The sequence below is a fragment of the Streptomyces sp. NPDC052721 genome (genome assembly GCF_040678315.1).
GTDB lineage: Bacteria > Actinomycetota > Actinomycetes > Streptomycetales > Streptomycetaceae > Streptomyces.
The window spans coordinates 34923-60956 of the sequence record NZ_JBFATL010000014.1 but is presented as its reverse complement, the minus strand read 5'-3'; the positions used below and the strand labels follow the sequence as shown (position 1 = coordinate 60956).

The window sequence follows — 26034 nt, the reverse complement described above, 5'->3', positions numbered from 1 at the left end:
ATGACCTCGACGGCCGCCGAGGTCACCACGCCCTCTGCTCAGATGCGTCCGCCTTCGACGCAGAGGACGGCCACCCAACCTGTCTTTCCGTCCCACTTCACCTTCACCCAGTCATTGCCGGACGGGCCTCCCGACCAGCACTTGTAAGAGCCGCCGTCGTTCTCCCGCGTGCACGGGGTCGTCGTGCAAGGAATCCTGGCATCTGGGTCGGTAACCGAGTGGACTACGGCTGACGAGGTGCTGGCAGTCTTTCGGATGCTGAAGTAGTGGCCATCCTTCATCCAGACTCCGGCTTGATCGGCCGACGCCGTGGAACTCATGGAGATGGTGAGTCCCATCGAGGCCAGGCCGAGAACCGCGAGTTGTTTGGCAGCGTGTAATGCGCGCATGTGTTCCTCCAGCGAGAAGTAGATTTCAAGCGCGGTGCCCGCCCGTGACGGGTAGAGCACCGTCAGTGCGCCTCAGGCTCGGCCAACTCGATGCGGTAGGACGTCTGGTTGGAGACGGACCGGGCTGCGGTGAAGGGAAGGCAGCTGGGCGTCACGGAAAGAACGGTCCTGGTTCCCGTCCTGTTCGTCCCCGACCATCCGCAGGCCTTTCCTTGCGGGCAGGTCTTGGGATCAGCCGCCGCAGCCAGGCGTGGCGAAAGCGCCGCCCAGCCACGCGCCGGTTACAGCCACCGCCGTCAGGCTTTTCTTGAGCATGCTCATACGAGGTTTCCCCCTCTGTCTATCGCTACTGGTCGAGGTAGCGAGTGGGATGATCATCTGATCACTCCGTTGACTTCGGAAACAGGCCGATTCTCGGCCAAACCCGCTACGCGGGCATGTCCGGCGAGGCCGCACAACTCTCAGGCCGCCGTCACCGGCACCCGCGCAAGGAGCTTCTCGTAGGCCGCGCGGTCGAAGTCGCCCGCTGTCGGGGACCGCACGGTGGCCGCCGACAAGGCGACCGCGCGGGTGAGTCGGTCAGGCCAGGGGAGTTGGTCCGGCAGGCCGGACAGGAGGCCGGCGACCGCCGCGTCGCCCGCGCCGGTGGGGTTGCCGAATTCGGGGGCCGGCGGTACCGCGCGCCAGCGGCCCTCCGGGGTGACGGCGAGCAGGCCGTCCGGGCCGAGGGAGGCGACCACCGCGCGGGCCCCGCGGCGCCGGGCGTCCTGGGTGGCGCGCAGCGGGTCGTGGGAGCCGGTGAGTTCGGCCAGTTCGTCGGCGTTCGGCTTGATGATGTCCGGGCGGGCCGCGACCCCTCGGCGCAGCGGCTCGCCGCTCGTGTCCAGCAGCACGGGGACGCCGGCGGACCGGGCCGTGCGGACCAGGTTCGCGTACGCCCCCACCGGTACCCCCGGCGGCAGGCTGCCGCACAGGGCCACCGCCGAGGCGCCGCCCAGCAGTTCCTCGTAACGGTCGAGGAAGGCGCCCCACTCGGCCGGCTCGATCTGCGGGCCGGGCTCGTTCAGCTGGGTCGTGTCACCTGACAGTTCGTCGACCACGGCTATCGTGCGCCGGGTCGCCCCGGCGACCGGTACCAGCGCGTCCGTCAGGCCGGGCGTGCCGGTCAGCCGGTCGCGTATCGCCCGGCCGGTCCCGCCGCCCGCGAACCCCGTGACCGTCACCTCGTGGCCGAGCGCGGCCAGGACCCGGGCCACGTTCACGCCCTTGCCGCCGGGCCGCTCGATGACCTCCGAGACGCGGTGCGAGGCGTGCGGCCGCAGTGACCGTACGCGATAGGTGATGTCGAGAGCGGTGTTCAGCGTGACCGTGAGGATCACCCGGGCCGACCTCCCTCGAAGTCCGTGCGGCTGTCTCGGTTTCCGGGGTCTCGATCATGCCAAAGAGACGGCGGCCGGCCCAGTGCGCGGGTCGGCCTCCGTCTCCTCGACACCGGTACGGATCAGGGCAGTTGGGGCGCTACCACCCATTCGCCCTGCCGCATCACGCCCTTCAGCTCGAAGTCCGCGTCCAGCAGGACCAGGTCGGCGTCCTTGCCGGGCTCCAGCGACCCGACGCGGTCGAAGAGGCCGAGCAGGCGGGCCGGGTTGGCCGACAGGGCCTCGACGGCGTCCTCGACCGACAGCCGGTCGATCGTCACCGCACGCCGGAACGCACGGTCCAGGGTCAGCGTGGAGCCCGCGATCGAACCGCCCTCCACCAGCCGGGCCACACCCTCGCTGACCTCGACCTCCAGCGGGCCGAGCAGGTAACGGCCGTCGCCGGTGCCGGCCGCGTCCATCGCGTCCGTGATGAAGGCGACGCGGGACGCACCCGCGCGGTGGAAGGCCAGCTCCAGCGCGGCGGGGTGCAGATGGACGCCGTCGTTGATCAGCTCGACGGTGACCCGCTCGTCCTCCAGCAGGGCGGCGATCGGACCGGGGGCGCGGTGGTTCAGGGCGGGCATGGCGTTGAAGAGGTGGGTGGCCACCGTGGCGCCCGCGTCGATGGCCTCGACCGTCTGCTCGTACGTGGCGTCCGTGTGCCCGATCGCCGCGATCACGCCGTGCTCGGCGAGCAGCCGTACGGAGTCGAGGCCGCCCGGCAGCTCGGCGGCGAGCGTGACCATCTTCGCCTTGCCGCGCGCGGCGTCGATCAGCTTGCGGACCTCGGCCGGGTCCGGGTCGCGCAGCAGCTTCTCGGAGTGCGCGCCCTTGCGGCACGGCGAGATGAACGGCCCCTCGAAGTGGATGCCCGCGATGTCGCCCTGCTCGGCCAGCTCGCTCAGCAGGCCGGCCTGACGGACCAGCAGGTCCATCTCGTCGGTGACGGTGGAGGCGACGAGGGTGGTGGTGCCGTGGACGCGGTGCGTGTGGACGGCGGTGAGGATCTGCTCGGCGGTGCCGGAGAAGGAGGCTCCGCCCCCGCCGTGGTTGTGGATGTCCACGAAGCCGGGGACGAGCCAGTGGCCGGTGACGTCGATCAGCATGGCGTCGGCCGGGGCGGTCCCGGCGATGCGCTTGCCGTCGACGGCCACCTGGCCGTTCTTCACCGTTCCGGTGGGGAGCACCACGTTCGCGCCGGTGAGCAGCTGCGGGCCGGTGGGGGTCGGTCGCGCCCCGGACGGGGCGCCGTACCTGCCCGGAGTTTCCCGCTCGGTTGCCATCAGGTGCTTACCTCCGGAGTCGTAGAAGTGGCTGTCAGCAGGTCCTGTGCGAGCAGCCCCGCGCCCAGGCAGCCGGCCGTGTCGCCCAGCGCCGCCGGGACGATCGCCGGCAGTTTCTGGAAGGTGACCCGGTGCCGGACGGCGTCCCGCAGGGGCTGGAACAACACTTCCCCCGCCTCGGCCAGGCCGCCACCGATGATCAGCGTGCGGGGGTCCAGCAGGGTGACGGCGGTGACCAGCCCGTCGGCGAGCGCGTCCACCGCCTCCTGCCAGACCCGGACGGCGTTCGGGTCGCCGGACGCGACGGCCTCGGCGCAGTCCGCCGCGTCCGCCCCGGGGTCGCCGCAGGCCGCCGCCCAGGCCTCGCTGACGGCGGACGCGGAGGCGTACCGCTCCAGGCAGCCGCGCTGCCCGCAGGGGCAGACCGTGCCTGCGGGGCGTACGACGATGTGGCCGATCTCGCCCGCGAAGCCGTGCGCGCCGGCCTCCACCCGGCCGTCGATGCCGATGGCACCGGCGATCCCGGTGCCCAGCGGCACGAACAGGAACCGGTCCGCGCCCCGGCCGGCGCCGATCCGGCCCTCCGCCAGGCCGCCGGCGCGGACGTCGTGGCCGAGCGCGACGGGCACCCCGAGCCGGTCGGTGAGCAGGGTCCGCAGGGGTACGTCCCGCCAGCCCAGGTTGGCGGCGTAGACGGCGGTGCCGGTCGTCTCGTCGACGATGCCGGGGACCGCGATGCCGGCCGCGCCGGCGGGCTCGCCGTAGTGCTCGACGCCGTACGCGCGCAGTTCGGCGGCGAAGTCGAGGATGCCCGCGAGCACCGCCTCGGGGCCGCGCTCGCGGCCGGTGGCGCGGCGGGCGCGGTGGAGCAGCGCGCCGTCGTCGCCGACCAGGGCGGCCTTCATCCCGGTACCGCCCACGTCGAGGGCGATGACATGTCTCACCACGGGCCTAGTGTGACCCTCCCACCCGGGAGAGGTCTAGTCCACTCACGTGGTGTAGACCTTACGTGTCCACATATTGAACCGTCAGACAGCAGGGTTGGGGCATTGAACGTGCGTCGGCGTACGGCAGGAACGATCGCGGTGGTGTCCGCACTGGGCATGACGGCGGTTCTCGGCGGCTGCGGGAGTACGGGCTCCTCCGACGTGACCCTCAGACTCGTCGCCGCCGACTACGGCGACTCCGCCGCCAACAGCTCCAAGAAGTACTGGAACGCCCTGGTCAAGGAGTACGAGAAGCAGCACTCCGGAGTGAAGGTCGAGGTCAGCGTCTACTCCTGGAACGACGTCGACCGCAAGGTCAAGGAGATGGTCGACGCCGGCCACGCCCCGGACATGGCCCAGATCGGCGCCTACGCCGACTACGCCGCCGCCGGCAAGCTCTACCCGGCCTCCGACCTGCTCTCCATACGCACCCAGGCGGACTTCCTCTCCCAGCTCTCCGACGCCGGCGAGTGGAAGCACACGCAGTACGGCATCCCGTTCGCCGCCTCCACGCGCGTGCTCTTCTACAACAAGTCCCTGTTCGCCAGGGCCAACCTCACGGCGCCCACCACCTGGGACGAGCTGGCCACCGACGCCAGGGCGCTCAAGGCGGAGGGCGTGAAGTACCCGTACGCGCTGCCCCTCGGGCCCGAGGAGGCCCAGGCCGAGACCATGCAGTGGCTGCTCAGCGGCGGCAACGGCGGCAGCGGGTACACCGACGACGTCGGCACCTACACGATCGACTCCGCCACGAACATCGGAACGTTCACCTGGCTCAAGGACGAGCTGGTCGGCAAGGGCCTGACCGGCCCGGTCGCCCCCGGCAAGCTCAACCGCGCCGACGCGTTCGCCGCCTTCGCCGACGGCCAGGTCGGCATGCTCAACGGGCACCCCACGCTCATCCAGCAGGCGGCCAAGAAGGGCGTGAAGTTCGGCATGGTGCCGATGCCGGGCCGCACCGGCAAGGCCAGGGCCTCCATGGGCGTCACCGACTGGATGATGGGCTTCAAGCAGAACGGGCACGCCCAGCAGATCGGCGACTTCCTCGACTTCGTCTACAGCCAGAAGAACGTCCTCGGCTTCTCCCGGGAGTACGGGCTGCTGCCGGTCACCGGCTCCGCGTCCAACACCATGGCGGCGTCGGACGCCCCCGCCGACAAGGCCCTGCACCCCTTCCTGGAGCAGCTGCCGACCTCGGAGCTGTACCCCGCCGGCAAGACCTCCTGGGCGGCGGTCAGCGCGGCCGTGAAGCAGAACATCGGCCAGGCGGTCGCTCCCGGCGGCAGTCCCGCCGGCGTCCTGACCCGTCTGCAGTCGACGGCCATGGCGGCCGACAGCAGCAGCGCGAGCTGAGCCCGCTGTCGGTGCCCGCCGCTACCGTGGCAGGCATGGAACTGGGCACCCGTGAGAAGGCGATCCTCGCGCTGGAGCGCCGGGCCTTCCCCGGCCCCGGCGCGAAGGAACGCGCGATACGCGAGGAGCTGGACCTGTCCCCCGTCCGCTACTACCAGCTCCTCAACGCCCTCCTGGACGACGAGCGGGCCCTGGCCCACGACCCGGTGACGGTCAACCGCCTGCGCCGGATACGGGAGACGAGGCGCGCGGAACGCTGAGGTCGCTTCAGGAGACCGAGTCGGGTGGGTGGGGCCGGGGCCCACGGGCGGCCCAGGCGTGAGGGGGCCCCGAGCCGGATAGTGTCGCGGTATGGACGCTCTGCCGACCCCGCGCACCCCGGCCGGTCGGGACGGCCTCGCCGCCCTGCTGGCGCAGCCCCGCACCGCCCTGATCGGCCTGGACTTCGACGGCACGCTGGCCCCGATCGTCGCCGACCCCGAGCAGGCCCGCGCCCACCCCGAGGCCGTACCCGCCCTCGCCGCCCTCGCCCCCCAGATCGCCTCCGTCGCCGTGATCACCGGCCGCCCGCCCGAGGTCGCGGTCCGGTACGGCGGCTTCGCCGGCGTCCCCGGCCTGGAGCACCTCACCGTCCTCGGCCACTACGGCGCCGAGCGCTGGGACGCGGCCACCGGCAAGGTCACCGCGCCGCCCCCGCACCCCGGCGTCGCCGCCGTCCGCGCCGAGCTGCCGGGCCTGCTGGAGCGCGCCGGCGCGGAGGAGGGCACGTGGATCGAGGAGAAGGGCCGGGCGCTCGCGGTGCACACCCGCCGCGCCCCCGACCCGCAGGCCGCGTTCGAGGCCCTGCGCGCCCCCCTCGCCGACCTCGCCACCCGGCACGGCCTGATCGTCGAGCCCGGCCGCATGGTCCTGGAACTGCGCCCACCGGGCATGGACAAGGGCGTGGCCCTCCTCGACCACGCCCGCGCCGTCAAGGCCGGCTGCGTCGTCTACGCCGGTGACGACCTGGGCGACCTCCCCGCCTTCGCCGCGATCGAGAAGCTCCGCACCGACGGCGTCCCCGGCCTGCTGGTCTGCAGCGGCAGCACGGAGGTCACCGAACTGGCGGACCGCGCCGACCTGGTCGTCGACGGCCCGGAGGGCGTCGTGGGCCTGCTGCGGGCGCTGGCCGTTCAGCTGGGCCGGGAGCCCGGCACCGAGGGCTGATCGAGGGGCCCGGGGCGGGCCGAGTCCCGGGTCGCGTGACAGCGCCAGCGTGGAGGTCGCCGGGCTGGCGGGGCGGCCCGGCCTGGTGGTCGACGGCCCGGAGGGGGTCGGCGACGCTGGCTGTTCAGTTGGGCCGAGGTCAGGCGCCGAGGGCTGATCGAGGGGCCCGGGGCGGGCCCAGTCCCGGGTCGCGTGACAGCGTCAGCACGGAGGTCGCCGGCCTGGCGGACCGGGCCGGCCTGGTGGTCGACGGCCCGGAGGGGGTCGGCGCCGGCCGTTCAGTTGGGCCGGGGGGCCAGCGCCGCGAGCTGATCGAGGAACCACCGGGCCGGCGGCAGCGCGGTCGCGGCGGCGGCCAGCCGCTTGGAGCGTTCCGCCCGCGCGTCCGCCGGCAGGGTCAGCGCCTCGTGCAGGACCCGCGCCGTCCCCGCGATGTCGTACGGGTTCACCACGAAGGCGTCCTCGCCCAGCTCCTCGTACGCCCCCGCCTCCCGCGACAGCACCAGTGCGCAGCCCTCGTCGGAGACGACCGGGACCTCCTTGGCGACCAGGTTCATCCCGTCCCGGATGGGGTTCACCAGCGCCACGTCGGCCAGCCGGTACGCGGCCAGGGAGCGGGCGAAGTCGTCCTTCACGTGCAGCACGACCGGGGTCCAGCCGGCCGTGCCGTACCGCTCGTTGATCTCGTCCGCGACCCGCCGCACCTGCGCGGTGTACTCGCGGTACACGGCGAGGTCCTGCCGGGACGGGTAGGCGAACGCCACGTGGACGACCTTCTCCCGCCACTCCGGGTGGTCCTCCAGCAGCTGCTCGTACGCCAGCAGCCCGCGCACGATGTTCTTGGACAGCTCGGTCCGGTCCACCCGGACGATCGTCTTCCGGCCCTCTCCGATCTCCGCCCGCAGCGCCGCCATCCGCTCGGCCACGTCCGGCTCGTGCGCCCGCTTGCGCAGGAAGTCCGCGTCCGCGCCCAGCCCGTGCACCCCGATCCGGGTGCCGGAGGGGATGCCGGGCCCGAGCACCGCGTGGCAGCAGTCCGTGAACGCGTCCGCCCACCGCCGGGTGAGGAACGCCGCCCGGTCCGCGCCCAGGATGCCGCTGAGCAGTTCGGCCGCGATGTCGTCGGGCAGGAGGCGGAAGTAGTCCGGCGGCGCCCACGGGGTGTGCGAGAAGTGCCCGATGCGCAGGTCGGGCCGGAGCCGGCGGAGCATGCGGGGGGCGAGCGCCAGGTGGTAGTCCTGGATCAGCACGGCCGCGCCCTCGGCCGCCTCCTCGGCCAGCGCCTCGGCGAACGCCCGGTTGTAGGCCTCGTACGACGCCCACTGCCGCCGGAAGCCGGCGTCGAAGACCGGCTCCAGCGGGGTCTGGTACAGCATGTGGTGGACGAACCAGAGCACCGAGTTGGCGATGCCGTTGTACGCCTCGGCGTGCACGGTCGCGTCGATGTCGAGCATCCGCACCCGCTGCCCGCCGGTCTCCTCGGCCGGCAGCAGTCCGCCGTCCGCGCGCCGGACGGCCGCCCGGTCGCCGTCGCCGAGCGCGGCGCACACCCACACCGAGCCCGCGTCCGACCCGATGGCGGACAGTCCCGAGACCAGCCCGCCGCCGCCCCGTCGGGCGTGCAGCGAGCCGTCCTCGCCCACGTGATAGGAGACCGGGCCGCGGTTCGACGCGACCAGCACCTGAGCCTTTTCCGCAGCATCGAGCGTGGAAGCCATACGCCTCAACCTAGCCCGGCCCCGAACCGCTCAAACGTACGGCCCGCCCGGTGAGCCGACCGTATACGGCCCGTTCACGCCACCTTCCGTTCGGCGTACTCGGTGATCTCCACCATGGGCGGCCGCTCCTCGGTGTCCACCGAGTAGGTGCGCGGTTCGAACCCGTCCTCGCCCCGCTCGAACTGGGTCAGCGAGGGCCGGACCAGATGGCCGCGGGCCAGCCGGAGCTGGGCGGTGCGGTAGATCGCGGCGGCCATCCGGCCGAGCGCCTGCCCGTCCTGGTGCCGGTGCTTGCGCACGCCCACGTCGACCTGGGCCAGCGCGTCCAGGCCCACCAGGTGCAGCGCGTCCACCAGCATGCCCAGCTCCACGCCGTAGCCGACGGGGAACGGCAGCTGTTCCAGCAGCGTGCGGCGGGCCGCGTACTCGCCGCCCAGTGGCTGCACGAACCCGGCCAGCTGCGGCCAGTGCATGTTCAGCAGCGGGCGGGCCATGAGTTCGGTGACCCGGCCGCCCTGCCCGGCACCGCCGCCGAGCGGGCGGTCGTACATCGCTTTGACCAGGTCGACGTCCGGGTCGGTGAGCAGCGGGCCGACGATCCCGGAGACGAAGTCGGAGGAGAACTCCTTCAGGTCCGCGTCGATGAAGCAGACGATGTCCCCGCTGGTCACCAGCAGCGACCGCCACAGCACCTCGCCCTTGCCGGGGACGGCCGGGATGCGCGGCAGGACGGTGTCGCGGTGGACGACCCGGGCGCCCGCGCGCGCGGCGACCTGGGAGGTGCGGTCGGTGGAGCCGGAGTCGACGACCACGATCTCGTCGACGAGCGGGACCTGCTCCACGAGGTCGTGCCGGATGACCGCGACGATGTCGCCGACGGTCTCCTCCTCGTTGAGCGCGGGCAGGACGACGCTGATGGTCTGGCCCGTGCGCTGCTTGGCGGCGATGATCTGGTGCAGCGGGCGATCGGCCACGGACCAGGACCGGGTGGTCAGCCAGCGCTCGACTTCTTCCAGCACAGTCTGTGGCTCCTCACTCTTGTCTCGCGGTTCGGACGACTATCTCAACTGTCCCGGCCGTCGGTTACAGTCTTGAACAACGCCGGTGACCATCGCATGTCGGGGGTCATGTGCGTTCTACAACCGCATACCGCTCATCCAGAGGGGCAGAGGGACACGGCCCGATGAAGCCCCGGCAACCCCCCTGATCCGGACTCGTTCACGCGAGGCTCACGGCCAGGGAAGGTGCCAATTCCGTCTCACGGCGAGATGCGTCGTGAGGAAGATGAGGAGAAAGGGCCTCGCCTCCATGGCTGTGCAGACAGTTGTCACCACCAGCGAATCCACGGTCGACCTCGGCCCCGCCGCTGCCCTGAGCTGTCGCGAGTGCGGTCACCGGGTGCCGCTCGGCCCGGTCTTCGCCTGCGAGGAGTGCTTCGGCCCGCTGGAGATCGCCTACGACTTCTCCGCCTACGACACCGAGGACCTGCGCCGCCGCATCGAGGCGGGCCCCGCGAACATCTGGCGTTACGCGCCCCTGCTGCCGGTCCCGGCGGACGTCGCCGACAAGCCGAACCTCAACCCCGGCTGGACCAAGCTCGTCAAGGCCGGCAACCTGGCCCGCGAACTGGGCGTGACCGGCGGTCTGTACGTGAAGGACGACTCCGGCAACCCGACCCACTCCTTCAAGGACCGGGTCGTGGCCCAGGCCCTGGAGGCCGCCCGCGCCTTCGGCTTCACCACCCTGTCCTGCTCCTCCACCGGCAACCTGGCCGGCGCCGTCGGCGCCGCCGCCGCCCGCGCCGGCTTCCGCTCCTGCGTGTTCATCCCGCACGACCTGGAGCAGGGCAAGGTCGTCATGGCCGCGGTGTACGGCGGTGAACTCGTCGGCATCGAGGGCAACTACGACGACGTGAACCGCTTCTGCTCCGAGCTGATCGGCGACCCGGCCGGCGAGGGCTGGGGCTTCGTCAACGTCAATCTGCGGCCGTACTACGCCGAGGGCTCCAAGACCCTGGCGTACGAGATCTGCGAGCAGCTCGGCTGGCGGCTCCCGGACCAGATCGTCGTGCCGATCGCCTCCGGGTCCCAGCTCACGAAGATCGACAAGGGGCTCCAGGAGCTGATCAAGCTGGGGCTGGTCGAGGACAAGCCGTACAAGATCTTCGGCGCCCAGGCCGAGGGCTGCTCCCCGGTCTCCACCGCCTTCAAGGCCGGCCACGACGTCGTACGGCCCCAGAAGCCGAACACCATCGCCAAGTCCCTGGCCATCGGCAACCCGGCCGACGGGCCGTACGTCCTGGACATCGCGCGCCGCACCGGCGGTGCCGTGGAGGACGTGACGGACGAGGAGGTCGTGGACGCGATCAAGCTGCTCGCGCGGACGGAGGGCATTTTCGCGGAGACGGCGGGCGGCGTGACCGTCGGCGTCACCCGCAAGCTGCTGAAGGCGGGCGTGCTGGACCCGGCGAAGACCACGGTCGTCCTCAACACCGGCGACGGCCTGAAGACCCTGGACGCGGTGGCCGGGACCGGCCTCACCGCCACCATCCGCCCGTCCCTGGACTCCTTCCGAGAGGCCGGCCTCGCATGACGGGCGCTGCGCCGGGAGGCCGGACACGACGCGCGGGCCGGCGAGGGCCGCTCGCGCCCACGCGGCGGCAGCCGCACCCGCAGCACGGCCCCGAGCCCCTGGGGCGCCGCCCCGCCCCACCCGTGAACCCGACCGGAGGTCTCACCGCATGAGCGTGACCGTTCGCATCCCCACCATCCTGCGCACCTACACCGGCGGGCAGGCCGAGGTCGCCGCCGAGGGCGCCACGCTCGGCGAGGTCATCGCCGACCTGGAGAAGAACCACACGGGCATCGCCGCGCGCGTGCTGGACGACCAGGGCAAGCTGCGCCGGTTCGTCAACGTGTACGTCAACGACGACGACGTCCGCTTCGAGCAGGGGCTGGACACGGCGACCCCCGACGGGGCCGGCGTCTCGATCATCCCGGCGGTCGCCGGCGGCTGAGCCGCGGATCCGCGCGCTCATTACCGTGGGTAACGTCGGTTACCGACTGTTTTCCGATTGCCCCCTCCGTGAGAGAAGCGGAGGGGGCAATTCTGTGTGATTGAGCGCGGTAGAGTTGGGGAACACGGCCGCGGCCTCCGGGTCGCGGGCCCTGGATTTCATGCCGCCCGCCCGACAAGAAGTAGCCAAAGTGTGCGGGTTGTCTGTGGCTTTTGTGGCTTTTATGGGGCCCGACTTGCCCTGAAGTCGGGTGAATTCTCACCAGATTCCGGACCGCTCGCGTCCAGAATTCTCGTCCGATTGACCTGTTGCAGACGGCAGTTGGACAGATACATTCAGCCGCGGTCGACGCGTTCCGGCGCACGCCCCCGACCAGTTGGGGGGTGAGGTCTGACCCGGGTCCGCGAAGTGTGGATCTGTGCAAGGGCCAGTAATAGGGGAGTTAGGCATGGCTCAGGGCACCGTCAAGTGGTTCAACGCGGAGAAGGGGTACGGCTTCATCGCGGTCGACGGTGGTGCGGACGTCTTCGTCCACTACAGCGCGATTCAGATGGACGGCTACCGCACCCTGGAAGAGGGCCAGCGGGTCGAGTTCGAGATCTCGCAGGGCCAGAAGGGTCCGCAGGCCGACATGGTTCGCGTCACCGCCTGAACGTTTCTTGTCCGAAGGGCCCGCACCTCGCAGAGGGTGCGGGCCCTTCGCCGTGCCCCGGTTCCGCTGTTCGCGTGCGGCTGACGGGGGCCTCCTCCCGCCCAGGCGCTTGCACTCGACCATGCCGAGTGCTAATCATTGGCGTTAGCACTCTGAAGGTGAGAGTGACAGCGAAGGACCGGGTCGGTGAGGCCCGCGGGCCGGGTGGGGCAAGGAACCACGAGGCCGGCGAGCCGTCCGTCGCGGGCGCGGGCGCGGTCCGAAGGAATCACCCCCAGTCCTGGAGGGACCACTTCACATGGCCAAGATCATCGCGTTCGACGAGGAGGCGCGGCGCGGCCTCGAGCGCGGCATGAACCAGCTCGCGGACGCCGTGAAGGTGACGCTCGGCCCCAAGGGCCGCAACGTCGTCCTCGAGAAGAAGTGGGGCGCCCCCACGATCACCAACGATGGTGTCTCCATCGCCAAGGAGATCGAGCTCGAGGACCCGTACGAGAAGATCGGCGCCGAGCTGGTCAAGGAAGTCGCCAAGAAGACGGACGACGTCGCCGGTGACGGTACGACCACCGCGACCGTGCTCGCCCAGGCCCTGGTCAAGGAGGGCCTGCGCAACGTCGCCGCCGGTGCCAACCCGATGGCTCTGAAGCGCGGTATCGAGAAGGCCGTCGAGGCCGTCTCCGCCGCCCTGCTGGAGCAGGCGAAGGACGTCGAGACCAAGGAGCAGATCGCCTCCACCGCGTCCATCTCCGCCGCCGACACCCAGATCGGCGAGCTGATCGCCGAGGCCATGGACAAGGTCGGCAAGGAAGGCGTCATCACCGTCGAGGAGAGCAACACCTTCGGTCTGGAGCTGGAGCTCACCGAGGGCATGCGCTTCGACAAGGGCTACATCTCCGCCTACTTCGCGACCGACATGGAGCGCATGGAGGCGGCGCTGGAGGACCCGTACATCCTCATCGCCAACTCCAAGATCTCCTCGGTCAAGGACCTGCTCCCGCTGCTGGAGAAGGTCATGCAGTCGGGCAAGCCGCTGCTGATCATCGCCGAGGACGTCGAGGGCGAGGCCCTGTCGACCCTGGTCGTCAACAAGATCCGCGGCACCTTCAAGTCCGTCGCCGTCAAGGCCCCGGGCTTCGGTGACCGCCGCAAGGCCATGCTCGGCGACATCGCCATCCTCACGGGCGGCGAGGTCATCTCCGAGGAGGTCGGCCTCAAGCTGGAGAACGCGACCCTGGACCTCCTGGGCCGCGCCCGCAAGGTCGTCATCACCAAGGACGAGACCACCATCGTCGACGGTGCCGGCTCCTCCGAGCAGGTCAACGGCCGCGTCAACCAGATCCGCGCCGAGATCGAGAACAGCGACTCCGACTACGACCGCGAGAAGCTGCAGGAGCGCCTGGCGAAGCTCGCCGGCGGTGTCGCGGTCATCAAGGCCGGTGCCGCCACCGAGGTGGAGCTCAAGGAGCGCAAGCACCGCATCGAGGACGCCGTGCGCAACGCGAAGGCGGCCGTCGAGGAGGGCATCGTCGCCGGTGGTGGCGTGGCCCTGCTCCAGGCCTCCCAGGTCTTCGAGAAGCTGGAGCTGGAGGGTGACGAGGCGACCGGCGCCAACGCCGTGCGCATCGCCCTGGAGGCCCCGCTGAAGCAGATCGCCGTCAACGCCGGCCTGGAAGGCGGCGTCGTCGTGGAGAAGGTGCGCAACCTGACCCCGGGTCACGGCCTGAACGCCGCGACCGGCGAGTACGTCGACCTGGTCGCCGAGGGCATCATCGACCCGGCGAAGGTGACCCGTTCCGCGCTGCAGAACGCCGCCTCCATCGCCGCGCTGTTCCTCACCACCGAGGCCGTCATCGCCGACAAGCCGGAGAAGGCCGCGGCCCCGGCCGGCGGCGGCATGCCGGGCGGTGACATGGACTTCTGATCGATCTGACGGTCGATCGCCTGTCCTGCGGACCGAGGGCGGCACTCCCAGCTTCCGGCTGGGAGTGCCGCCCTCGGCGTTCGCGGGGCCGGGGAGGGTGGCCGGCATCACGTGAGGGCCCCGGACCGGCCGGAACGCGGGCCGGTGGGCGGTGTTTACTTAAGGTGCTGCAACAATGCGTGCGCACGTACCAGCCGGTTTGCGCCGTCCACTCACGAGGAGCCCCCCACGTGACCGTCACCACGCCCCCCGCCTCCCGCGCGGCCCGCGTCCTGTCCCGCCCGATCGCGCTGAACGGCCTCACCGTCCCGAACCGGATCGTGATGGCGCCCATGACCCGCACGTTCTCCCCGGGCGGTGTCCCGGGTGAGGACGTGCGCTCCTACTACGCCCGCCGGGCCGCCGCCGGCGTCGGGCTCATCGTCACCGAGGGCACCTACGTGGGCCACCCGTCGGCCGGCCAGAGCGACCGCGTCCCGCGCTTCCACGGCGAGGAGCAGCTGGCGGCCTGGGCGAAGGTCGCCGAGGACGTGCACGCGGCCGGCGGCACCATCGTCCCGCAGCTGTGGCACATCGGCATGGTCCGCAAGCAGGGCGACGCCCCCTTCCCGGACGCGCCCGCCGTCGGCCCCTCCGGCCTGAAGACCGCCGGTGCCGAGCCCACCGGCAAGGCGATGACGCAGGCGGACGTGGACGACGTCGTCGCCGCGTTCGCCGAGGCCGCTGCCGCCGCCGAGCGCATCGGCTTCGACGGCGTGGAGCTGCACGGCGCCCACGGCTACCTCCTCGACCAGTTCCTGTGGGCGGGCACCAACCGCCGTACCGACGCGTACGGCGGCGACCTGGCGGCCCGCACCAGGTTCTCCGCCGAGGTCGTCGCCGCCGTGCGCGCGGCGGTGTCGCCGGACTTCCCGATCCTCTTCCGCTACTCGCAGTGGAAGCAGCAGGACTACACCGCCCGGCTCGCCGAGACCCCCGAGGAGCTGGAGGCCCTGCTCACCCCGCTCGCGGCGGCCGGTGTCGACGTCTTCCACGCCTCCACCCGCCGCTACTGGCTGCCCGAGTTCGACGGCTCCGGCCTGAACCTGGCGGGCTGGACGAAGAAGCTCACCGGCAAGCCCGCCATCACCGTCGGCTCGGTCGGCCTCGACGGCGACTTCGTCAACGCCTTCCAGGGCGAGGGCTCCCCGGTCAAGGGCATCGACAACCTCCTGGACCGCCTGGAGGCCGACGAGTTCGACCTGGTGGCCGTCGGCCGCGCGCTGCTCCAGGACCCGGAGTGGGCGGCCAAGGTGCTCTCCGACCGGTTCGACGAGCTGAAGCCGTACGACGCGGCGGCCGTGAAGACCCTGAACTGACCGGGGGTCCCGCGGGGGCGCCGGCCGCTAGGCCCTGTCGTCAAACTCCCGTCTGCCGCGCGACGCCATGCACGCACTCTCGCCGCACCGGGCCCCGACCCGAGTACATCCAGTACGAGGGCCGGGGCCCGGCACGCCGAGAGCACGCACCTGACGCCGCGCGGCCCGCCCTCCGGGCGGACGACGGGAGTTTGACGACAGGACCTAGAGGTTGCCCATCGGCTCGATGTCGACCCGGACCGGCGTCCCCCACACCCGCAGCACCTCGTAGTCGGTGAACTCGTGCACGAGCCGGTACGCCATGGCGGGCCGGGACCCGCGCCGCTGGGCGGCGAGATACGCCTCCGCCTCGCGCCGGTCCCGTCTCGGTGTCCCGCACAGCTGCCATTCCTGGCCGTTCCACAGCTCCGGCAGCCACCGCTGCTGTGCCTGCGGCCGGTCACCGCGCACGCCGTACCGGGAGGGCGCGGAGGGGACCGGCTCGCCCGGCCGGGGCCTGCCGCCCTGGAACTCCGACCGCCGGGCGGCTCGGCGCCGGGTCTCGCACAGCAGGCACAGGTCGGGCGCGCTCTCGTCCACCGGTCCCTGCGGATGCTCGGGGCAGCGGGTGGCGGGCGCGGCGGTGGTGACGGTGTCGTCCAGCAGATCGAGGGCCCGCCGCAGGTCGTCCTTGATCTCGTGCAGCCGGGCGTCCGGCGTGTCGGCGGTCAGGGCCTCCCCGTGCTCCCCGAGCAGCCGAAGAGCCCGTCCGAGGGCGGTGAGCTGGGCGTGATTCATGTCGGTGGGTGCCTCCTCCCCTCCATGGTGCCCTGACCGCACGGTCCGTCAGCGTGCCGCGTGGGTCAGCGCCGTGCGCAGATGGCCGCCTGACTCCTCCAGGAGGCGGGCCGCCGTCGGGCCGTCGACGCCGGCGAGGAGGGCCAGGATCGCGTGCTTCACCTCACCGCCGCTCTCCGTGAGGGCCTTCTCGATCTCGGCGTCGCCCGCACCCGTGGCCAGGGAGACGATCCGGTGGGAGCGGGCCCGGAGCTTGTCGTTGGAGGCCCGCACGTCGACCATCAGGTTCCCGTACGTCTTGCCGAGCCGGATCATCGTGATCGTCGAGAGCATGTTCAGCACCAGTTTCTGGGCCGTGCCCGCCTTCAGCCGGGTGGAGCCGGCGATCAGCTCCGGGCCGACGACGACCTCGATGCCGTGCTCGGCGGCGGCGGCCAGCGCGCTGTCCTCGTTGCAGGCCAGGCCGATGGTCAGCGCGCCGAGCGCCCGGGCGTGCTCGACGGCGCCGACCGCGTACGGGGTGCGGCCGGAGGCGGAGACGCCGACCACGGTGTCGTCCGGGGTGATCTTCAGCGCGTCCAGGTCCCGGCGGGCCAACTCCTTCGAGTCCTCCGCGCCTTCGACGGAGGTGACCATGGCCGCGGGACCGCCCGCGATCAGGCCGACGACCTGCTCGGGGCCGGTGTTGAAGGTGGGCGGGCACTCGGAGGCGTCCAGCACGCCCAGCCGGCCGGCGGTCCCGGCACCGGCGTAGACGAGCCGCCCGCCCCGGCTCATGCGCGCGGCGACCGCGTCGACGGCGGCGGCGATCCGCGGCAGCTGTGTCGCCACGGCGGCGGGCACGCCCGCGTCCTCGCCGTTCATCAGCCGGGCGATGTCGAGGGTGGGCAACCGGTCGATCTCGGCGAGTTCCGGACGGAAGGCCTCGGTGGTCAACGAGGCCAGCTGGTCGCGCAGGTCGTGAGAGGTCATAGGGGGCGGCTCTCTCCGGTGACTGTGAGGGGGGTGGTGAACCTTCGTGCGGGCTCCTTCCTACCCTCTATCGCGAACCGCTCCGGTGCCGATGAGCCAACGCCTCGTAGGAGGCGGCCAGCGCGGGTGCCGCCGTCTCGTACGTCCGCTGCGCCACCCCCACGAACAGACAGTCCACCACCAGCAGCTGACTCGTCCGGGAGGACATCGCGGCGGGCCGCAGCTCCGTCTCCCGTGACGTCGACGTCGTCAGCACGAGGTCGGCGTACTGCGTGACCGGCGAGTCCGGCCGCCCGGTGATGGCCACCGTCGTCGCCCCCCGCTCGAAGGCCACCCGCAGCGGCTCGATGACGTCCCCCGTCGACCCGGAGTGCGTGATCGCGAGGGCCACGTCACCCGAACGGAGCTGCACCGCGTTGGTCACCGCGAGATGCGGGTCGCTGTGCGCGTGGGCTATGAGCCCTATCCGCAGCAGCTTCTGGGTGAGGTCCTGGGCGACGAGCCCGGACGCCCCTATGCCGTACACATCGGTGCGCCGGGCGGCGGCCAGCGCGGTGACGGCCGCGCCCAGCTGGACGGTGTCGAGTCCGGCGGCGGTGTCGGCGAGGGTCTGCTGCTCCTCGTAGGCGAGCTTGGTGACGACGTCGGCGATGGGATCGTCCACCGCGATGTCCGTCGTGATCGCGGGCGCGCGCCCGGACTGCTGCTGGGCGGCGAGTCCGGCGAGGGCGAGCCGCAGATCGCGGTAGCCCGGATAGCCGAGCAGCCGGGCGGTGCGCACGACCGTCGCCTCGCTCGTGCCGGTGAGCTCGGCGAGGCCCGTGACCGTGAGGGCGGCGCAGCCGGCCGGGTCACCGGCGACGGCCTCGGCGACGCGCTGCATGGACCGGGTCATGGACGGGGCGAGCGTGCGCACCTTGGCGGCGAGCGAGCCGCCCGGGCTGCCGAAAATTTCCTTCACGTCCTGGGTCACACATGAAAGATATTTTCGGTTCGGTGTCGCGGTCAAGAGTGCGCACAATGGGGTGCATGGACCCCATCAGCCCCCTGGAGCAGTCATTGCACGCGGCCCGCGCCCTCGTGCTCGCGGATCTCGTCGCGGGAGAGGTCGCGGAGGCCGACGTGGTCTCGCTGGTGGAGGACTCCATCGCCCAGCGGCGCTGGTGGGTCGAGCAGTGGCCGGACGGCGCGGCCTTCGTGGCCGGGCTGGTCGCCCAGGACGTGCAGGACGCGCTGCTGGAGCGGTACGGCCGCTGGCCGCTGTGCCCGGTCTGCGGCTCCGGCGACCCGCACGCGCTGGACGTGGAGCCGGAACTGGGCCCCGACCCGCACTGGGTGTGCCACAAGGCCGGCGTGAAGGTGGCGTCGGTCGGCTCGCTGGGGTCGGCCCTGCGCGGGACGACGTCCTCATGAGGCGCCGGTGACCGTCTACATCGACCCGCCGACCTGGCCCGGCCACGGGCGCATGTGGTCGCACCTGGTCAGCGATGTGTCGTACGACGAACTCCACCTGTTCGCCGAGGGCCTGGGCATGCCCCGCCGGGCCTTCGACAGCGACCACTACGACGTCCCGTCCGACCGCTACGCGGACGCGGTGGCGGCGGGCGCGGTGCAGGTCGGCAGCCGTGAGGTGGTCCGCCTGCTGCGCACCGCGGGCCTGCGCAGGCGCAAGGGGCGTCAGGCCCGGCGGACGTAGAGCAGCAGCCCGGTGTCCCTGTCGTACTCGTCCGTGGCGGTGCGCTCCTCCTCCACGGTCGCGCGGGTGAAGCCCGCCCGGGTCACCACGCGCTGGGAGGGCAGGTTGGCCGGTTCGATCGTGGCGACGACCGTGTCGACGTCGTCCCGGGCCAGCGCCCACTCGGTCAGGGCGCGCAGCGCCTCGGTCGCGTAGCCGTGGCCGCGGGCGCTCTCGACCAGGTCGTAGCCGATCTCCACCCGGCGTTCGTCGTCCGGGGCGCCGTGGAAGCCGATGCCGCCCACCGCCCGGCCGTCCTCGGTCCGCACGAGGGCGAAGACCCCGAACTCCGGGCGGTGCACGCCGGCTTCGTACGCCTTCGTCAGGTGGGAGCAGGCCTCCCGGGTGCCCTCGTACGGGCCGTCGTCCAGCCAGTCGAAGCCGCCGTCGCCGCCGAGGACCACATCGCGGGCGACGGCCGGGCGGATGCCGGTGAGGGTGACGCGTCCGGCGGGCAGGACGAGGTTGTTGTACCAGGTCCAGTCGGTGACCGGGGCGCGGCCGGGCAGCTCGCCGCGGCCGGTCGCCCACAGCAGCGTCGGCCAGGGCGCGGGGCCGGGCTGGACGTGCGGGAAGAGCCAGGCCAGGACGGATGCGGCGAGGTCGGCGGGCGGTTCGTGGGGGAGGCCCAGGCCCCGGGCGATGTCGTGGGTGTGCAGCAGGGTCTCGGCCACGCCCATCGCGGCGAAGCCCTCGCGGTCGGCGCTGCCGAAGGGGAGGGGGTGGAAGGCGCGGACGCCGGGCGGGGCGCTGCGGACGGCGGCGGCCAGCAGGGCGCCGGTGGCCTCGATCACCTGGAGCAGGCCGGCGTTGCCGGTGCCCTCGGGGAGGGTGATGCGCAGCGGGAGGCGGTCCTGGGCGCCGACGGCGAGACGGCTCGCGTACCCGGTGAGCGCCTCGGCGATGTGGAAGGCCGTGGTGCGGCAACTCCACTCCAGTCCGGCCGCGTTCACCGTGTCCCAGTCGCGGTCCAGCGCCGCGCGCAGTGCCGTCGCGCAGCTCGCGACGGCCGCCTCCACCTGATCCCCGCTCATCGTCCGCATGCGCGCACAGTACGGCGGGGGCGTCCTCAGGTCGACAGCATTTCCAACTCGGACGTGAGGTTGTAGCGGGCGGTGGCCTCCCAGTGCTCCCGGCCGTACGGGGTGCGGTACAGCCGTGGCAGGGCGAGGAGTTGACGCAGAACCGCCGAACGACCGTCCCGGAAGGCGCCGCCCGGCACGAAGTGGTACTCCTCGCGGACCTCGGCGGTGTACACGGCGTACGCCGACGGGGGCGCGGCCAGGATCGCGAGGTCGGCGTCGCACAGCACCTGTCCGTCGCGGTCGTCGTCGGCCGGGTCGTGGGTGACGGTGAGCCGGACCAGCCGGGCCACCTCGGCCGTCTTCGCCTGCGGCACGCCGGCCTCGGGCAGGGCGCGCTCGGCGAGCCGCGCGGAACGCTCCTCGTTCTCGGACCGCTCGGGGAGGTAGACGGCGTCGTGGAACCAGGCGGCCAGACGGACCACGTCCGGGTCGGCCGCGTACCCCTCCAGCACGTCGACGTGGTCGAGGACGGCGGTGAGGTGGGCCACCGTGTGATAGCGGCGCTGCGGCTCCTGCCAGCGGGCGAGCAGGTTGTCGGCGTAGGGGGCGGGGTCGGGACCGCCGCCGGGGGCGCGGACTGCTTCCAGCGCGCGGGCGAAACGGAGGCGCAGGGCGTCGAGGTCGGCCATGCCTCCCATTCTTCCGTGGCGGGGACGCGGGCTGCCGCCCGGTCTGTCCGGTGGCGGCCCCGGGCCGGCTGCCCGCCCGTTTCCCGCGTGACGGCCGTCCCCCGGCGCCCCTAGCGTGATCTCCATGACGGACATGCTGGAAGTACGCGATCCCGAGCTCCCCGGACGGCTGCTGGCCACAGAACGCGACGCCCTCGTACCGCTGCTGCGGTCGCGGACCGACGCCGACTTCGCGCTGCCGTCGGCGGGGTGTCCGGGCTGGACGGTGCGGGATGTGCTGGCGCACTGTTCCGCCGCGCTGATGCGGGTGGTCGAGAACCGGTTCGAGGCGGGCGTGTTCTCGCCGGAGTCGAACGAGCGGGACATCGCCGAGCGGGCCGGCTGGACGAACGCGCGGGTCGTGGACGAGCTGGAGCGCGGGATGACGGAGGCCGGACCGGTGATCGCCGGGACGGACGGTTCGCTGGACATGATCGCGCTCGGCGAGTGGGTGCACGCCGGGGATGTGCGCGAGGTGCTGGGCGCGCCGGGGGCGTACGCCGGGGCCGCGCTGCCCGACGCGCTGACCCTGCTGGCGCGGATCACCCGGCAGAAGGAGCACGTGCCGCTCCACGCCGACCTGGACGACCTGGACGAGCCGCTACGGCTCGGCGCGGTGGCCGCGGGCGGCCCGCCCGCCCGGTACATCGGCGACGCGGCCACGCTCGTACGGCTGTACGCGGGGCGGCCGGTGAACGGGGCGTCCTACGAGCTGGCGGGGACCGGGGAGGGAGAGCTGAACATCTTCGGGTGAGTGGCGTCCCCGGGCAGGCGTAGTCTTGGATTGGACTAGACCTGTAGCGCCGATGAATGGGGTGCCATGAGCAAGCGTGCAGTCCTGGAGGTGATCGCCCTCGACGTCGAGGACGCGGTCGCCGCCCAGGCCGGAGGCGCGGACCGACTGGAGCTGGTCACCGAGATGGCGGCCGACGGGCTCACCCCCGCTCCCGCCACCGTCGCCGCGATCCGCGCCGCCGTCGACATCGACCTGCGCGTGATGCTCCGCCTCGCGGACGGCTTCGCGGCCGGTGACCTGGACCGGCTGACCGGCGTGGCCGACGAGCTGCGGCAGGCCGGCGCCGACCAGTTCGTGCTCGGGTTCCTCGCCACGGACGGCGGCGTCGACCTGGGCGCGGTGGAACGGGTCGTCGACGCGCTCGGCGGCTGCCGCTGGACCTTCCACCGGGCGATCGACCGGGCCGCCGACCGGGACGCCCTGCGCAAGCAGCTCGCCGACCTGCCGGGTCTGGACACCTATCTCACCGCCGGCTCCGCCACGGGCGTGGACGACGGCCTGCCCACGCTGCTCGCCGAAGCGGCGCACGACGGCGAACCCGGGTACGAGCAGCAGATCATGGCCGGCGGCGGACTGCGCCTCGACCATGTCTCCCGGCTCCGCGCGGGCGGGATCGAGGCGTTCCACATCGGCGGCGCGGCCCGCCCCGACGGCTGGCAGGGCCCGGTCTCGGCGGACGCGGTCGCCCAGTGGCGCACGGCCCTGGACGGCGACGCGGCCTAGGCCCTGTCGCTCGGATCAGGCCGGCTGCGAGGCGCGGTGCCTTCGGGCCGAGCCGGGCGGGGTCCGGCGCGTGCGGCTGCGAGGCGAGGACGCCGACGCGATGGGGGTCCCCCGCGTGGGCGCAGCCGGGCGTGGGGGAGTCGGCAATCCCGGCGACAACGCGGCAGATGTGCCTGCCGGGCCCCGCGACGCCGGGATGATCCAGACAGCAGGGCCTGGTTGCGTGCGGGGTGCGCTTGGGGCGGGCGGTGGCGCCCTACTCGGCGAGCTGCGGCGGCAGTGGTGCCGTGTGCGTCACGATCAGGCCCGACACCGCCCGGGTCAGCGCCACGTACAGGCGCCGCAGGCCCGTGCGCTCGTCCGGTTCGCCGTCCACCACGGCCTGCGGCTCGTCCAGGACCACGTAGTCGTACTCCAGACCCTTGGCCAGCGAGGCCGGGACCAGAGTCAGCCGGGTCTCGCGGGTGGTCTCCTCACCGGGGGCCAGACAGGAGATGCCGGCCGCCGTCAGGGCCTCGGCCAGCGCCGGGACGCGGGCGTCGGCGGCGATCAGACCGGTCGAGCCCTCGTTGCGCAGCAGCTCCGCGCACGCGGCGACGACGTCGGCCGGCTGCGTGGCCGTACGGACCTCGAAGAACCCGGGGTTCTCCCGGACGGAGGCGACCGGAGTGAGACCGGGCGCGATGTGCGGCAGCAGCCGGGAGGCGTACGCGATGACGTCCGTCGGCACGCGGAAACCGGCCGTCAGCTCCTCCACGGCCCCGTCCGGCTTGCCGAGATGGGCCAGCGCCTCCGCCCAGCTCCGGGTCGCCCACGGGGTCGTCCCCTGCGCGAGGTCGCCCAGCACGGTCGCGCTGCCCGTGGTGCAGCGGCGGCCGACGGCCCGGTACTGCATGGGGGAGAGGTCCTGCGCCTCGTCCAGGACGACATGGCCGAGCGAATGCGTCCGCTGGATGAGATCGGCCGCCTCGTCGATCAGTACGGCGTCCGCCGGCGACCACCTGGCCGACTTCACGCCGCGGACCGGCTTGGCCCACAGGATCGTCTTCCGCTCGTCCTCGTCCAGGAGCCCGTCCGCGTGCTCGGCGAGGAACTCCGCGTCGGTGAGCAGCCGCAGCACCAGCTTGGCCGGATCGACGGCCGGCCAGACCGCCTTCACGGCCGCCTTCACCGCGCTGTTGCGGGCGACGGCGTCCTGCACCCGGTCGTCCGGGGCCTCCCCGGCCCGCTCCATCTGCACCAGCACCGCGTGCGCGATGCGCTGCGGCAGGGCCTCGCGGGCGGCGCCGTAGCGGATGTCCCGGTCCAGCAACTCCCGGACGATCTCCTCCAGTTCGTACGCCGGCACCCGCCAGCGCCGCGAGCCGCGCACGACCACCACCGGCTCGGTGGGCAGGGTCACATGGGAGTACAGGGCGCGTCGGAGGACCTCGGCCATCCGGGCGTCGCCCTTGACGATCGCGGCGGCGGCGTCGTCCGTGCCGCGCACCTCCACCTGCGCGACCAGGTCGTCCACGGTCGCCTGGCGCACGCTCAGCTCTCCCAGCGCCGGCAGGACCTGCTCGATGTAGTGCAGGAAGGACCGGTTCGGCCCGATGACCAGCGTGCCGGTGCGGGCCAGCCGCTCCCGGTGGGCGTAGAGCAGGTACGCGACCCGGTGCAGGCCGACGGCGGTCTTTCCGGTGCCCGGACCTCCCTGCACGCAGACCGTGCCGCCGAGCCCGCTGCGGACGATCTCGTCCTGCTCCGGCTGGATGGTGGCGACGATGTCCCGCATCGGGCCGACGCGGGGCCGCTCGATCTCCTGCTGGAGCAGCTTGCTGGTGGTGGCCGCCTCGGCCGGGTCGGAGAGGTGCTCGTCCTCGTAGGCGGTCAGGTCGCCGCCGGTGTATCCGAAGCGGCGGCGCAGCCCGACGTCCATGGGGTCCTTCTTGGACGCCCGGTAGAACGGCTGCGAGACCGGTGCGCGCCAGTCGATGACCATGGGGTCGCCGTCGGCGTCGTGGACGTGCCGCCGCCCGATGTAGAACCGCTCTCCCTCGGCGCCCTCGGCCCGCTCCGCGCCCGGGGCGTGCAGGTAGTCGAGCCGGCCGAAGAACAGCGGGGTGTCGCTGAGGTCGGCCAGCGCCTTGATGCGCTCGTCGATCTGGCGGGAGAGCACTGCGGCGTTGACCCAGTTCGCGGTGACGTCGCTGATGTCGAGCGCCTCCACGTCCTCGCGCATGGCGCGCAGGGCGGCACGGGACGCGGCGAGGTGGGAGCGCTCTCGGGCGAGGGGGTCGTCGAGCGGGTCGTGGGCGGGCGTGGACAAGGGGGTGCCTCCGGTGGGCCTGCTGCGTGGGCTACGACGATGCCGCCCGGTTTCCGGCCGGGCGACGGCACTCCGTGAGGGAGGCGGGCAAGAGCGGGGATTTTAGGGGAGGGGGCGGGGCGGGGGCCAATGAATTTCCGATCCGGCGCTCGCCGGGCCTCGCCGCCCGCGTGTCTCCCGCGGGCCCGTCCCCTAGGGGACGAGGGGACTCAGGGTCAGGGGCGGCGTCCACCCGGAGGTCTACGCGGGGCTGTGCGGAATCGGACCCGCAGACCGATGCGGAGGAGGGGCCCGGAGTTCCACCATGGAGACATGAGCGCAGCAAGCATCTCACCGACCCCCGTCCGGCCCCCGTCCGGCGCCACGGCCGTCGACGGCCTCCACCGCCACCTGCTGGGCAACGCCCTGCGCGCCGTGAAGGTGTTCCTGGAGGCGGCCTTCAGCGTCGTCATCCTCGGCGAGTACGGCGAGGAAGCGGGCATACGCCGCAAGTGACGGCATAGGGTCGCGTCCGTGCGGAAACGGACGTTGACGCCCTCCTGCCCTGCCCTGCTCCTCCTCGCCCTCTCCCTCGCCGCCTTCGTCACCCTGTGCGTCCTGCGCGGCGCACCCATGGCCGATCTCCTCGTCTACCGGGCCGAGGGCGCGGCCGTGGCCCACGGCACCGACCTGTACGGCTTCACGGTCACCGAGTGGCACCTCCCGGCGACCTATCCGCCCTTCGCGTCGATCCTGTTCGTCCCCGCCGTCTGGCTCCCGGTCCCGGCCCTGAAGGCGCTCTTCCTCGCCGGCAACGCGCTCCTGCTCGCCACCCTGGTCGCCCTCTCCGCCCGCCTGGCGTCCCGGCCCCTCACCCCGTCCCTGCTCTGCACGGCCACGGCCCTCGCCCTGTGGCTGGAACCGGTCTTCCAGACGCTCCTGTTCGGGCAGATCAACCTGGCCCTCGCCTGCCTCGTCCTGTGGGACCTGACCCGCCCGGCCGGCGCCCGCGCCAAGGGCCTGGCCCTCGGGATGGCGGCCGGCATCAAGCTCACCCCGGCCGTGTTCATGGCGTACCTGCTCCTGCGGGGCCGGGTGCGGGAGGCCGCGACGGCGGGGGCGGCCTTCGCGGGGACGGTCGCGCTCGGTGCCGCTCTGCTCCCGGCGGCGAGCGTGGAGTTCTGGACCCGGCGGCTGTTCGAGACCGGCCGGGTGGGCAAGGCGTGGATCGTGGACAACCAGTCCCTGCGCGGGCTGGCCGCCCGGGCGCTGGGCGACCCCGCGCCGGGCCTCTCCTGGGCGCTCCCGGCGGCGGTGGTCGCCGTGGCGGGCCTGGGGCTGGCCGCCCGGGCCCGCCGGGAGAGCCACGGCATCCTGCTGACCGCCTGCACGGCCCTGCTGGTCTGCCCGATCAGCTGGACCCACCACTGGGTGTGGTGCGTGCCGCTGCTCGCCGTGCTGCTGGCGGAGGGCCGCACCCGTACCGCCGTGCTGGTGGCCCTCGTCTTCACCGCCCGCACGATGTGGCTGGTGCCCCACGAGGGCGCCCGCGACCTGGAACTGCCCTGGTGGCAGCAGCCGTTGGCGGCTGCCTACCCCCTCCTGGCGCTGGGGCTGCTGCTCTCGTACGACAGCGTGACCAGCCGCTGCGTACCGGCCCCGGCTTCACGTCCCAGGTGACGAGG

At 72.6% G+C, this 26034-nt stretch carries 27 protein-coding genes and 1 riboswitch; of the genes, 14 read left to right on the top strand and 13 right to left on the bottom strand.

Going from position 1 to position 26034, the window contains the following annotated elements:
- Positions 1-38: 38 nt before the first annotated feature.
- The 5 genes from AB0L21_RS16115 to AB0L21_RS16095 all read right to left on the bottom strand — a co-directional run bounded on the left by AB0L21_RS16115 (position 39) and on the right by AB0L21_RS16095 (position 4037).
- On the bottom strand, positions 39-449 hold the full coding sequence (locus tag AB0L21_RS16115; RefSeq protein WP_365784546.1) for a hypothetical protein: 411 nt from the start codon (positions 447-449) through the stop codon (positions 39-41).
- Between the two features lie 2 nt (positions 450-451).
- Complete coding sequence (locus AB0L21_RS16110; protein WP_365784647.1) at positions 452-637, bottom strand: peptidase inhibitor family I36 protein; 186 nt, start codon at positions 635-637, stop codon at positions 452-454.
- A gap of 213 nt (positions 638-850) precedes the next feature.
- A complete protein-coding gene (locus AB0L21_RS16105; RefSeq protein ID WP_365784544.1) occupies positions 851-1768 on the bottom strand; it encodes a 1-phosphofructokinase family hexose kinase in 918 nt (305 codons plus the stop codon).
- A 122-nt stretch (positions 1769-1890) separates the two neighbouring features.
- Positions 1891-3018 carry an N-acetylglucosamine-6-phosphate deacetylase gene (gene nagA / locus AB0L21_RS16100; protein WP_365784645.1) on the bottom strand — a complete coding sequence of 376 codons (1128 nt, stop codon included), beginning with the start codon at positions 3016-3018 and terminating at the stop codon, positions 1891-1893.
- A gap of 74 nt (positions 3019-3092) precedes the next feature.
- Positions 3093-4037, bottom strand: coding sequence for an ROK family protein (locus AB0L21_RS16095; protein WP_365709910.1), 945 nt, complete (start codon positions 4035-4037; stop codon positions 3093-3095).
- A gap of 141 nt (positions 4038-4178) precedes the next feature.
- On the opposite strand from AB0L21_RS16095, the gene AB0L21_RS16090 reads away from it, so the two are divergent.
- From AB0L21_RS16090 to otsB, 3 genes are all read left to right on the top strand, one after another.
- Complete coding sequence (locus AB0L21_RS16090; protein ID WP_365709888.1) at positions 4179-5432, top strand: extracellular solute-binding protein; 1254 nt, start codon at positions 4179-4181, stop codon at positions 5430-5432.
- A gap of 35 nt (positions 5433-5467) precedes the next feature.
- Positions 5468-5692: a DUF3263 domain-containing protein gene (locus tag AB0L21_RS16085; protein WP_014673423.1), complete on the top strand. Its 225-nt coding sequence runs from the start codon at positions 5468-5470 to the stop codon at positions 5690-5692.
- 91 nt (positions 5693-5783) lie between these two features.
- Entirely contained in the window at positions 5784-6638 is an 855-nt protein-coding gene (otsB, locus tag AB0L21_RS16080; protein ID WP_365784542.1) for a trehalose-phosphatase, read from the top strand.
- A 278-nt stretch (positions 6639-6916) separates the two neighbouring features.
- Here the strand turns inward: otsB and AB0L21_RS16075 are convergent, their stop codons facing one another.
- Both AB0L21_RS16075 and AB0L21_RS16070 read right to left on the bottom strand, forming a co-directional pair.
- Positions 6917-8356 (bottom strand): trehalose-6-phosphate synthase, encoded by a 1440-nt coding sequence (locus AB0L21_RS16075; protein ID WP_365784540.1) that lies wholly within the window; start codon positions 8354-8356, stop codon positions 6917-6919.
- Positions 8357-8430: 74 nt separating this feature from the next.
- Positions 8431-9375 carry a glucosyl-3-phosphoglycerate synthase gene (locus AB0L21_RS16070; protein ID WP_365709896.1) on the bottom strand — a complete coding sequence of 315 codons (945 nt, stop codon included), beginning with the start codon at positions 9373-9375 and terminating at the stop codon, positions 8431-8433.
- Positions 9376-9506: 131 nt separating this feature from the next.
- Positions 9507-9647, top strand: a riboswitch (SAM riboswitch).
- Positions 9648-9664: 17 nt separating this feature from the next.
- Here AB0L21_RS16070 and thrC point away from each other — a divergent pair.
- The 5 genes from thrC (at position 9665) to AB0L21_RS16045 (ending at position 15303) form a co-directional block, all read left to right on the top strand.
- Complete coding sequence (gene thrC / locus AB0L21_RS16065) at positions 9665-10948, top strand: threonine synthase (protein WP_365709898.1); 1284 nt, start codon at positions 9665-9667, stop codon at positions 10946-10948.
- 148 nt (positions 10949-11096) lie between these two features.
- Complete coding sequence (locus AB0L21_RS16060; RefSeq protein WP_208032903.1) at positions 11097-11372, top strand: ubiquitin-like small modifier protein 1; 276 nt, start codon at positions 11097-11099, stop codon at positions 11370-11372.
- Positions 11373-11820: 448 nt separating this feature from the next.
- Positions 11821-12024, top strand: a complete 204-nt coding sequence (locus AB0L21_RS16055; protein ID WP_004986573.1) for a cold-shock protein — start codon at positions 11821-11823, stop codon at positions 12022-12024.
- Between the two features lie 298 nt (positions 12025-12322).
- A complete protein-coding gene (gene groL, locus AB0L21_RS16050; protein WP_365709901.1) occupies positions 12323-13945 on the top strand; it encodes a chaperonin GroEL in 1623 nt (540 codons plus the stop codon).
- 230 nt (positions 13946-14175) lie between these two features.
- On the top strand, positions 14176-15303 hold the full coding sequence (locus AB0L21_RS16045; RefSeq protein ID WP_365784538.1) for an NADH:flavin oxidoreductase: 1128 nt from the start codon (positions 14176-14178) through the stop codon (positions 15301-15303).
- A 204-nt stretch (positions 15304-15507) separates the two neighbouring features.
- Here the strand turns inward: AB0L21_RS16045 and AB0L21_RS16040 are convergent, their stop codons facing one another.
- From AB0L21_RS16040 to AB0L21_RS16030, 3 genes are all read right to left on the bottom strand, one after another.
- Complete coding sequence (locus tag AB0L21_RS16040; RefSeq protein ID WP_030643046.1) at positions 15508-16080, bottom strand: hypothetical protein; 573 nt, start codon at positions 16078-16080, stop codon at positions 15508-15510.
- A 48-nt stretch (positions 16081-16128) separates the two neighbouring features.
- Positions 16129-17052, bottom strand: a complete 924-nt coding sequence (gene murQ / locus AB0L21_RS16035; RefSeq protein WP_365784537.1) for an N-acetylmuramic acid 6-phosphate etherase — start codon at positions 17050-17052, stop codon at positions 16129-16131.
- A gap of 67 nt (positions 17053-17119) precedes the next feature.
- Entirely contained in the window at positions 17120-18025 is a 906-nt protein-coding gene (locus tag AB0L21_RS16030) for a MurR/RpiR family transcriptional regulator (protein WP_365711072.1), read from the bottom strand.
- Between the two features lie 56 nt (positions 18026-18081).
- Here AB0L21_RS16030 and AB0L21_RS16025 point away from each other — a divergent pair, with 56 nt between their 5' ends.
- Both AB0L21_RS16025 and AB0L21_RS16020 read left to right on the top strand, forming a co-directional pair.
- A complete protein-coding gene (locus tag AB0L21_RS16025) occupies positions 18082-18465 on the top strand; it encodes a hypothetical protein (RefSeq protein WP_365711074.1) in 384 nt (127 codons plus the stop codon).
- A gap of 7 nt (positions 18466-18472) precedes the next feature.
- Positions 18473-18748 (top strand): DUF4031 domain-containing protein, encoded by a 276-nt coding sequence (locus AB0L21_RS16020; protein ID WP_365784535.1) that lies wholly within the window; start codon positions 18473-18475, stop codon positions 18746-18748.
- Here the strand turns inward: AB0L21_RS16020 and AB0L21_RS16015 are convergent.
- Both AB0L21_RS16015 and AB0L21_RS16010 read right to left on the bottom strand, forming a co-directional pair.
- Positions 18730-19830 (bottom strand): GNAT family N-acetyltransferase, encoded by a 1101-nt coding sequence (locus tag AB0L21_RS16015; protein ID WP_365784533.1) that lies wholly within the window; start codon positions 19828-19830, stop codon positions 18730-18732. The two genes, AB0L21_RS16020 and AB0L21_RS16015, sit on opposite strands and share 19 nt — an antisense overlap.
- 26 nt (positions 19831-19856) lie before the next feature.
- A complete protein-coding gene (locus AB0L21_RS16010; protein WP_365711080.1) occupies positions 19857-20501 on the bottom strand; it encodes a hypothetical protein in 645 nt (214 codons plus the stop codon).
- A 133-nt stretch (positions 20502-20634) separates the two neighbouring features.
- Here AB0L21_RS16010 and AB0L21_RS16005 point away from each other — a divergent pair, with 133 nt between their 5' ends.
- Both AB0L21_RS16005 and AB0L21_RS16000 read left to right on the top strand, forming a co-directional pair.
- A complete protein-coding gene (locus AB0L21_RS16005) occupies positions 20635-21294 on the top strand; it encodes a maleylpyruvate isomerase family mycothiol-dependent enzyme (protein ID WP_365711094.1) in 660 nt (219 codons plus the stop codon).
- A 66-nt stretch (positions 21295-21360) separates the two neighbouring features.
- Positions 21361-22059, top strand: a complete 699-nt coding sequence (locus AB0L21_RS16000) for a copper homeostasis protein CutC (protein WP_365711082.1) — start codon at positions 21361-21363, stop codon at positions 22057-22059.
- Between the two features lie 256 nt (positions 22060-22315).
- Here AB0L21_RS16000 and AB0L21_RS15995 read toward each other — a convergent pair whose 3' ends face one another.
- Positions 22316-24370, bottom strand: a complete 2055-nt coding sequence (locus AB0L21_RS15995; RefSeq protein WP_365711084.1) for a UvrD-helicase domain-containing protein — start codon at positions 24368-24370, stop codon at positions 22316-22318.
- A 312-nt stretch (positions 24371-24682) separates the two neighbouring features.
- On the opposite strand from AB0L21_RS15995, the gene AB0L21_RS15990 reads away from it, so the two are divergent.
- Positions 24683-24865 carry a hypothetical protein gene (locus AB0L21_RS15990; RefSeq protein WP_365784531.1) on the top strand — a complete coding sequence of 61 codons (183 nt, stop codon included), beginning with the start codon at positions 24683-24685 and terminating at the stop codon, positions 24863-24865.
- A 33-nt stretch (positions 24866-24898) separates the two neighbouring features.
- The gene (locus tag AB0L21_RS15985; RefSeq protein ID WP_365784643.1) at positions 24899-26029 is read left to right on the top strand and encodes a glycosyltransferase 87 family protein; all 1131 of its coding nucleotides are present in this window, start codon (positions 24899-24901) and stop codon (positions 26027-26029) included.
- Positions 26030-26034: the final 5 nt, after the last annotated feature.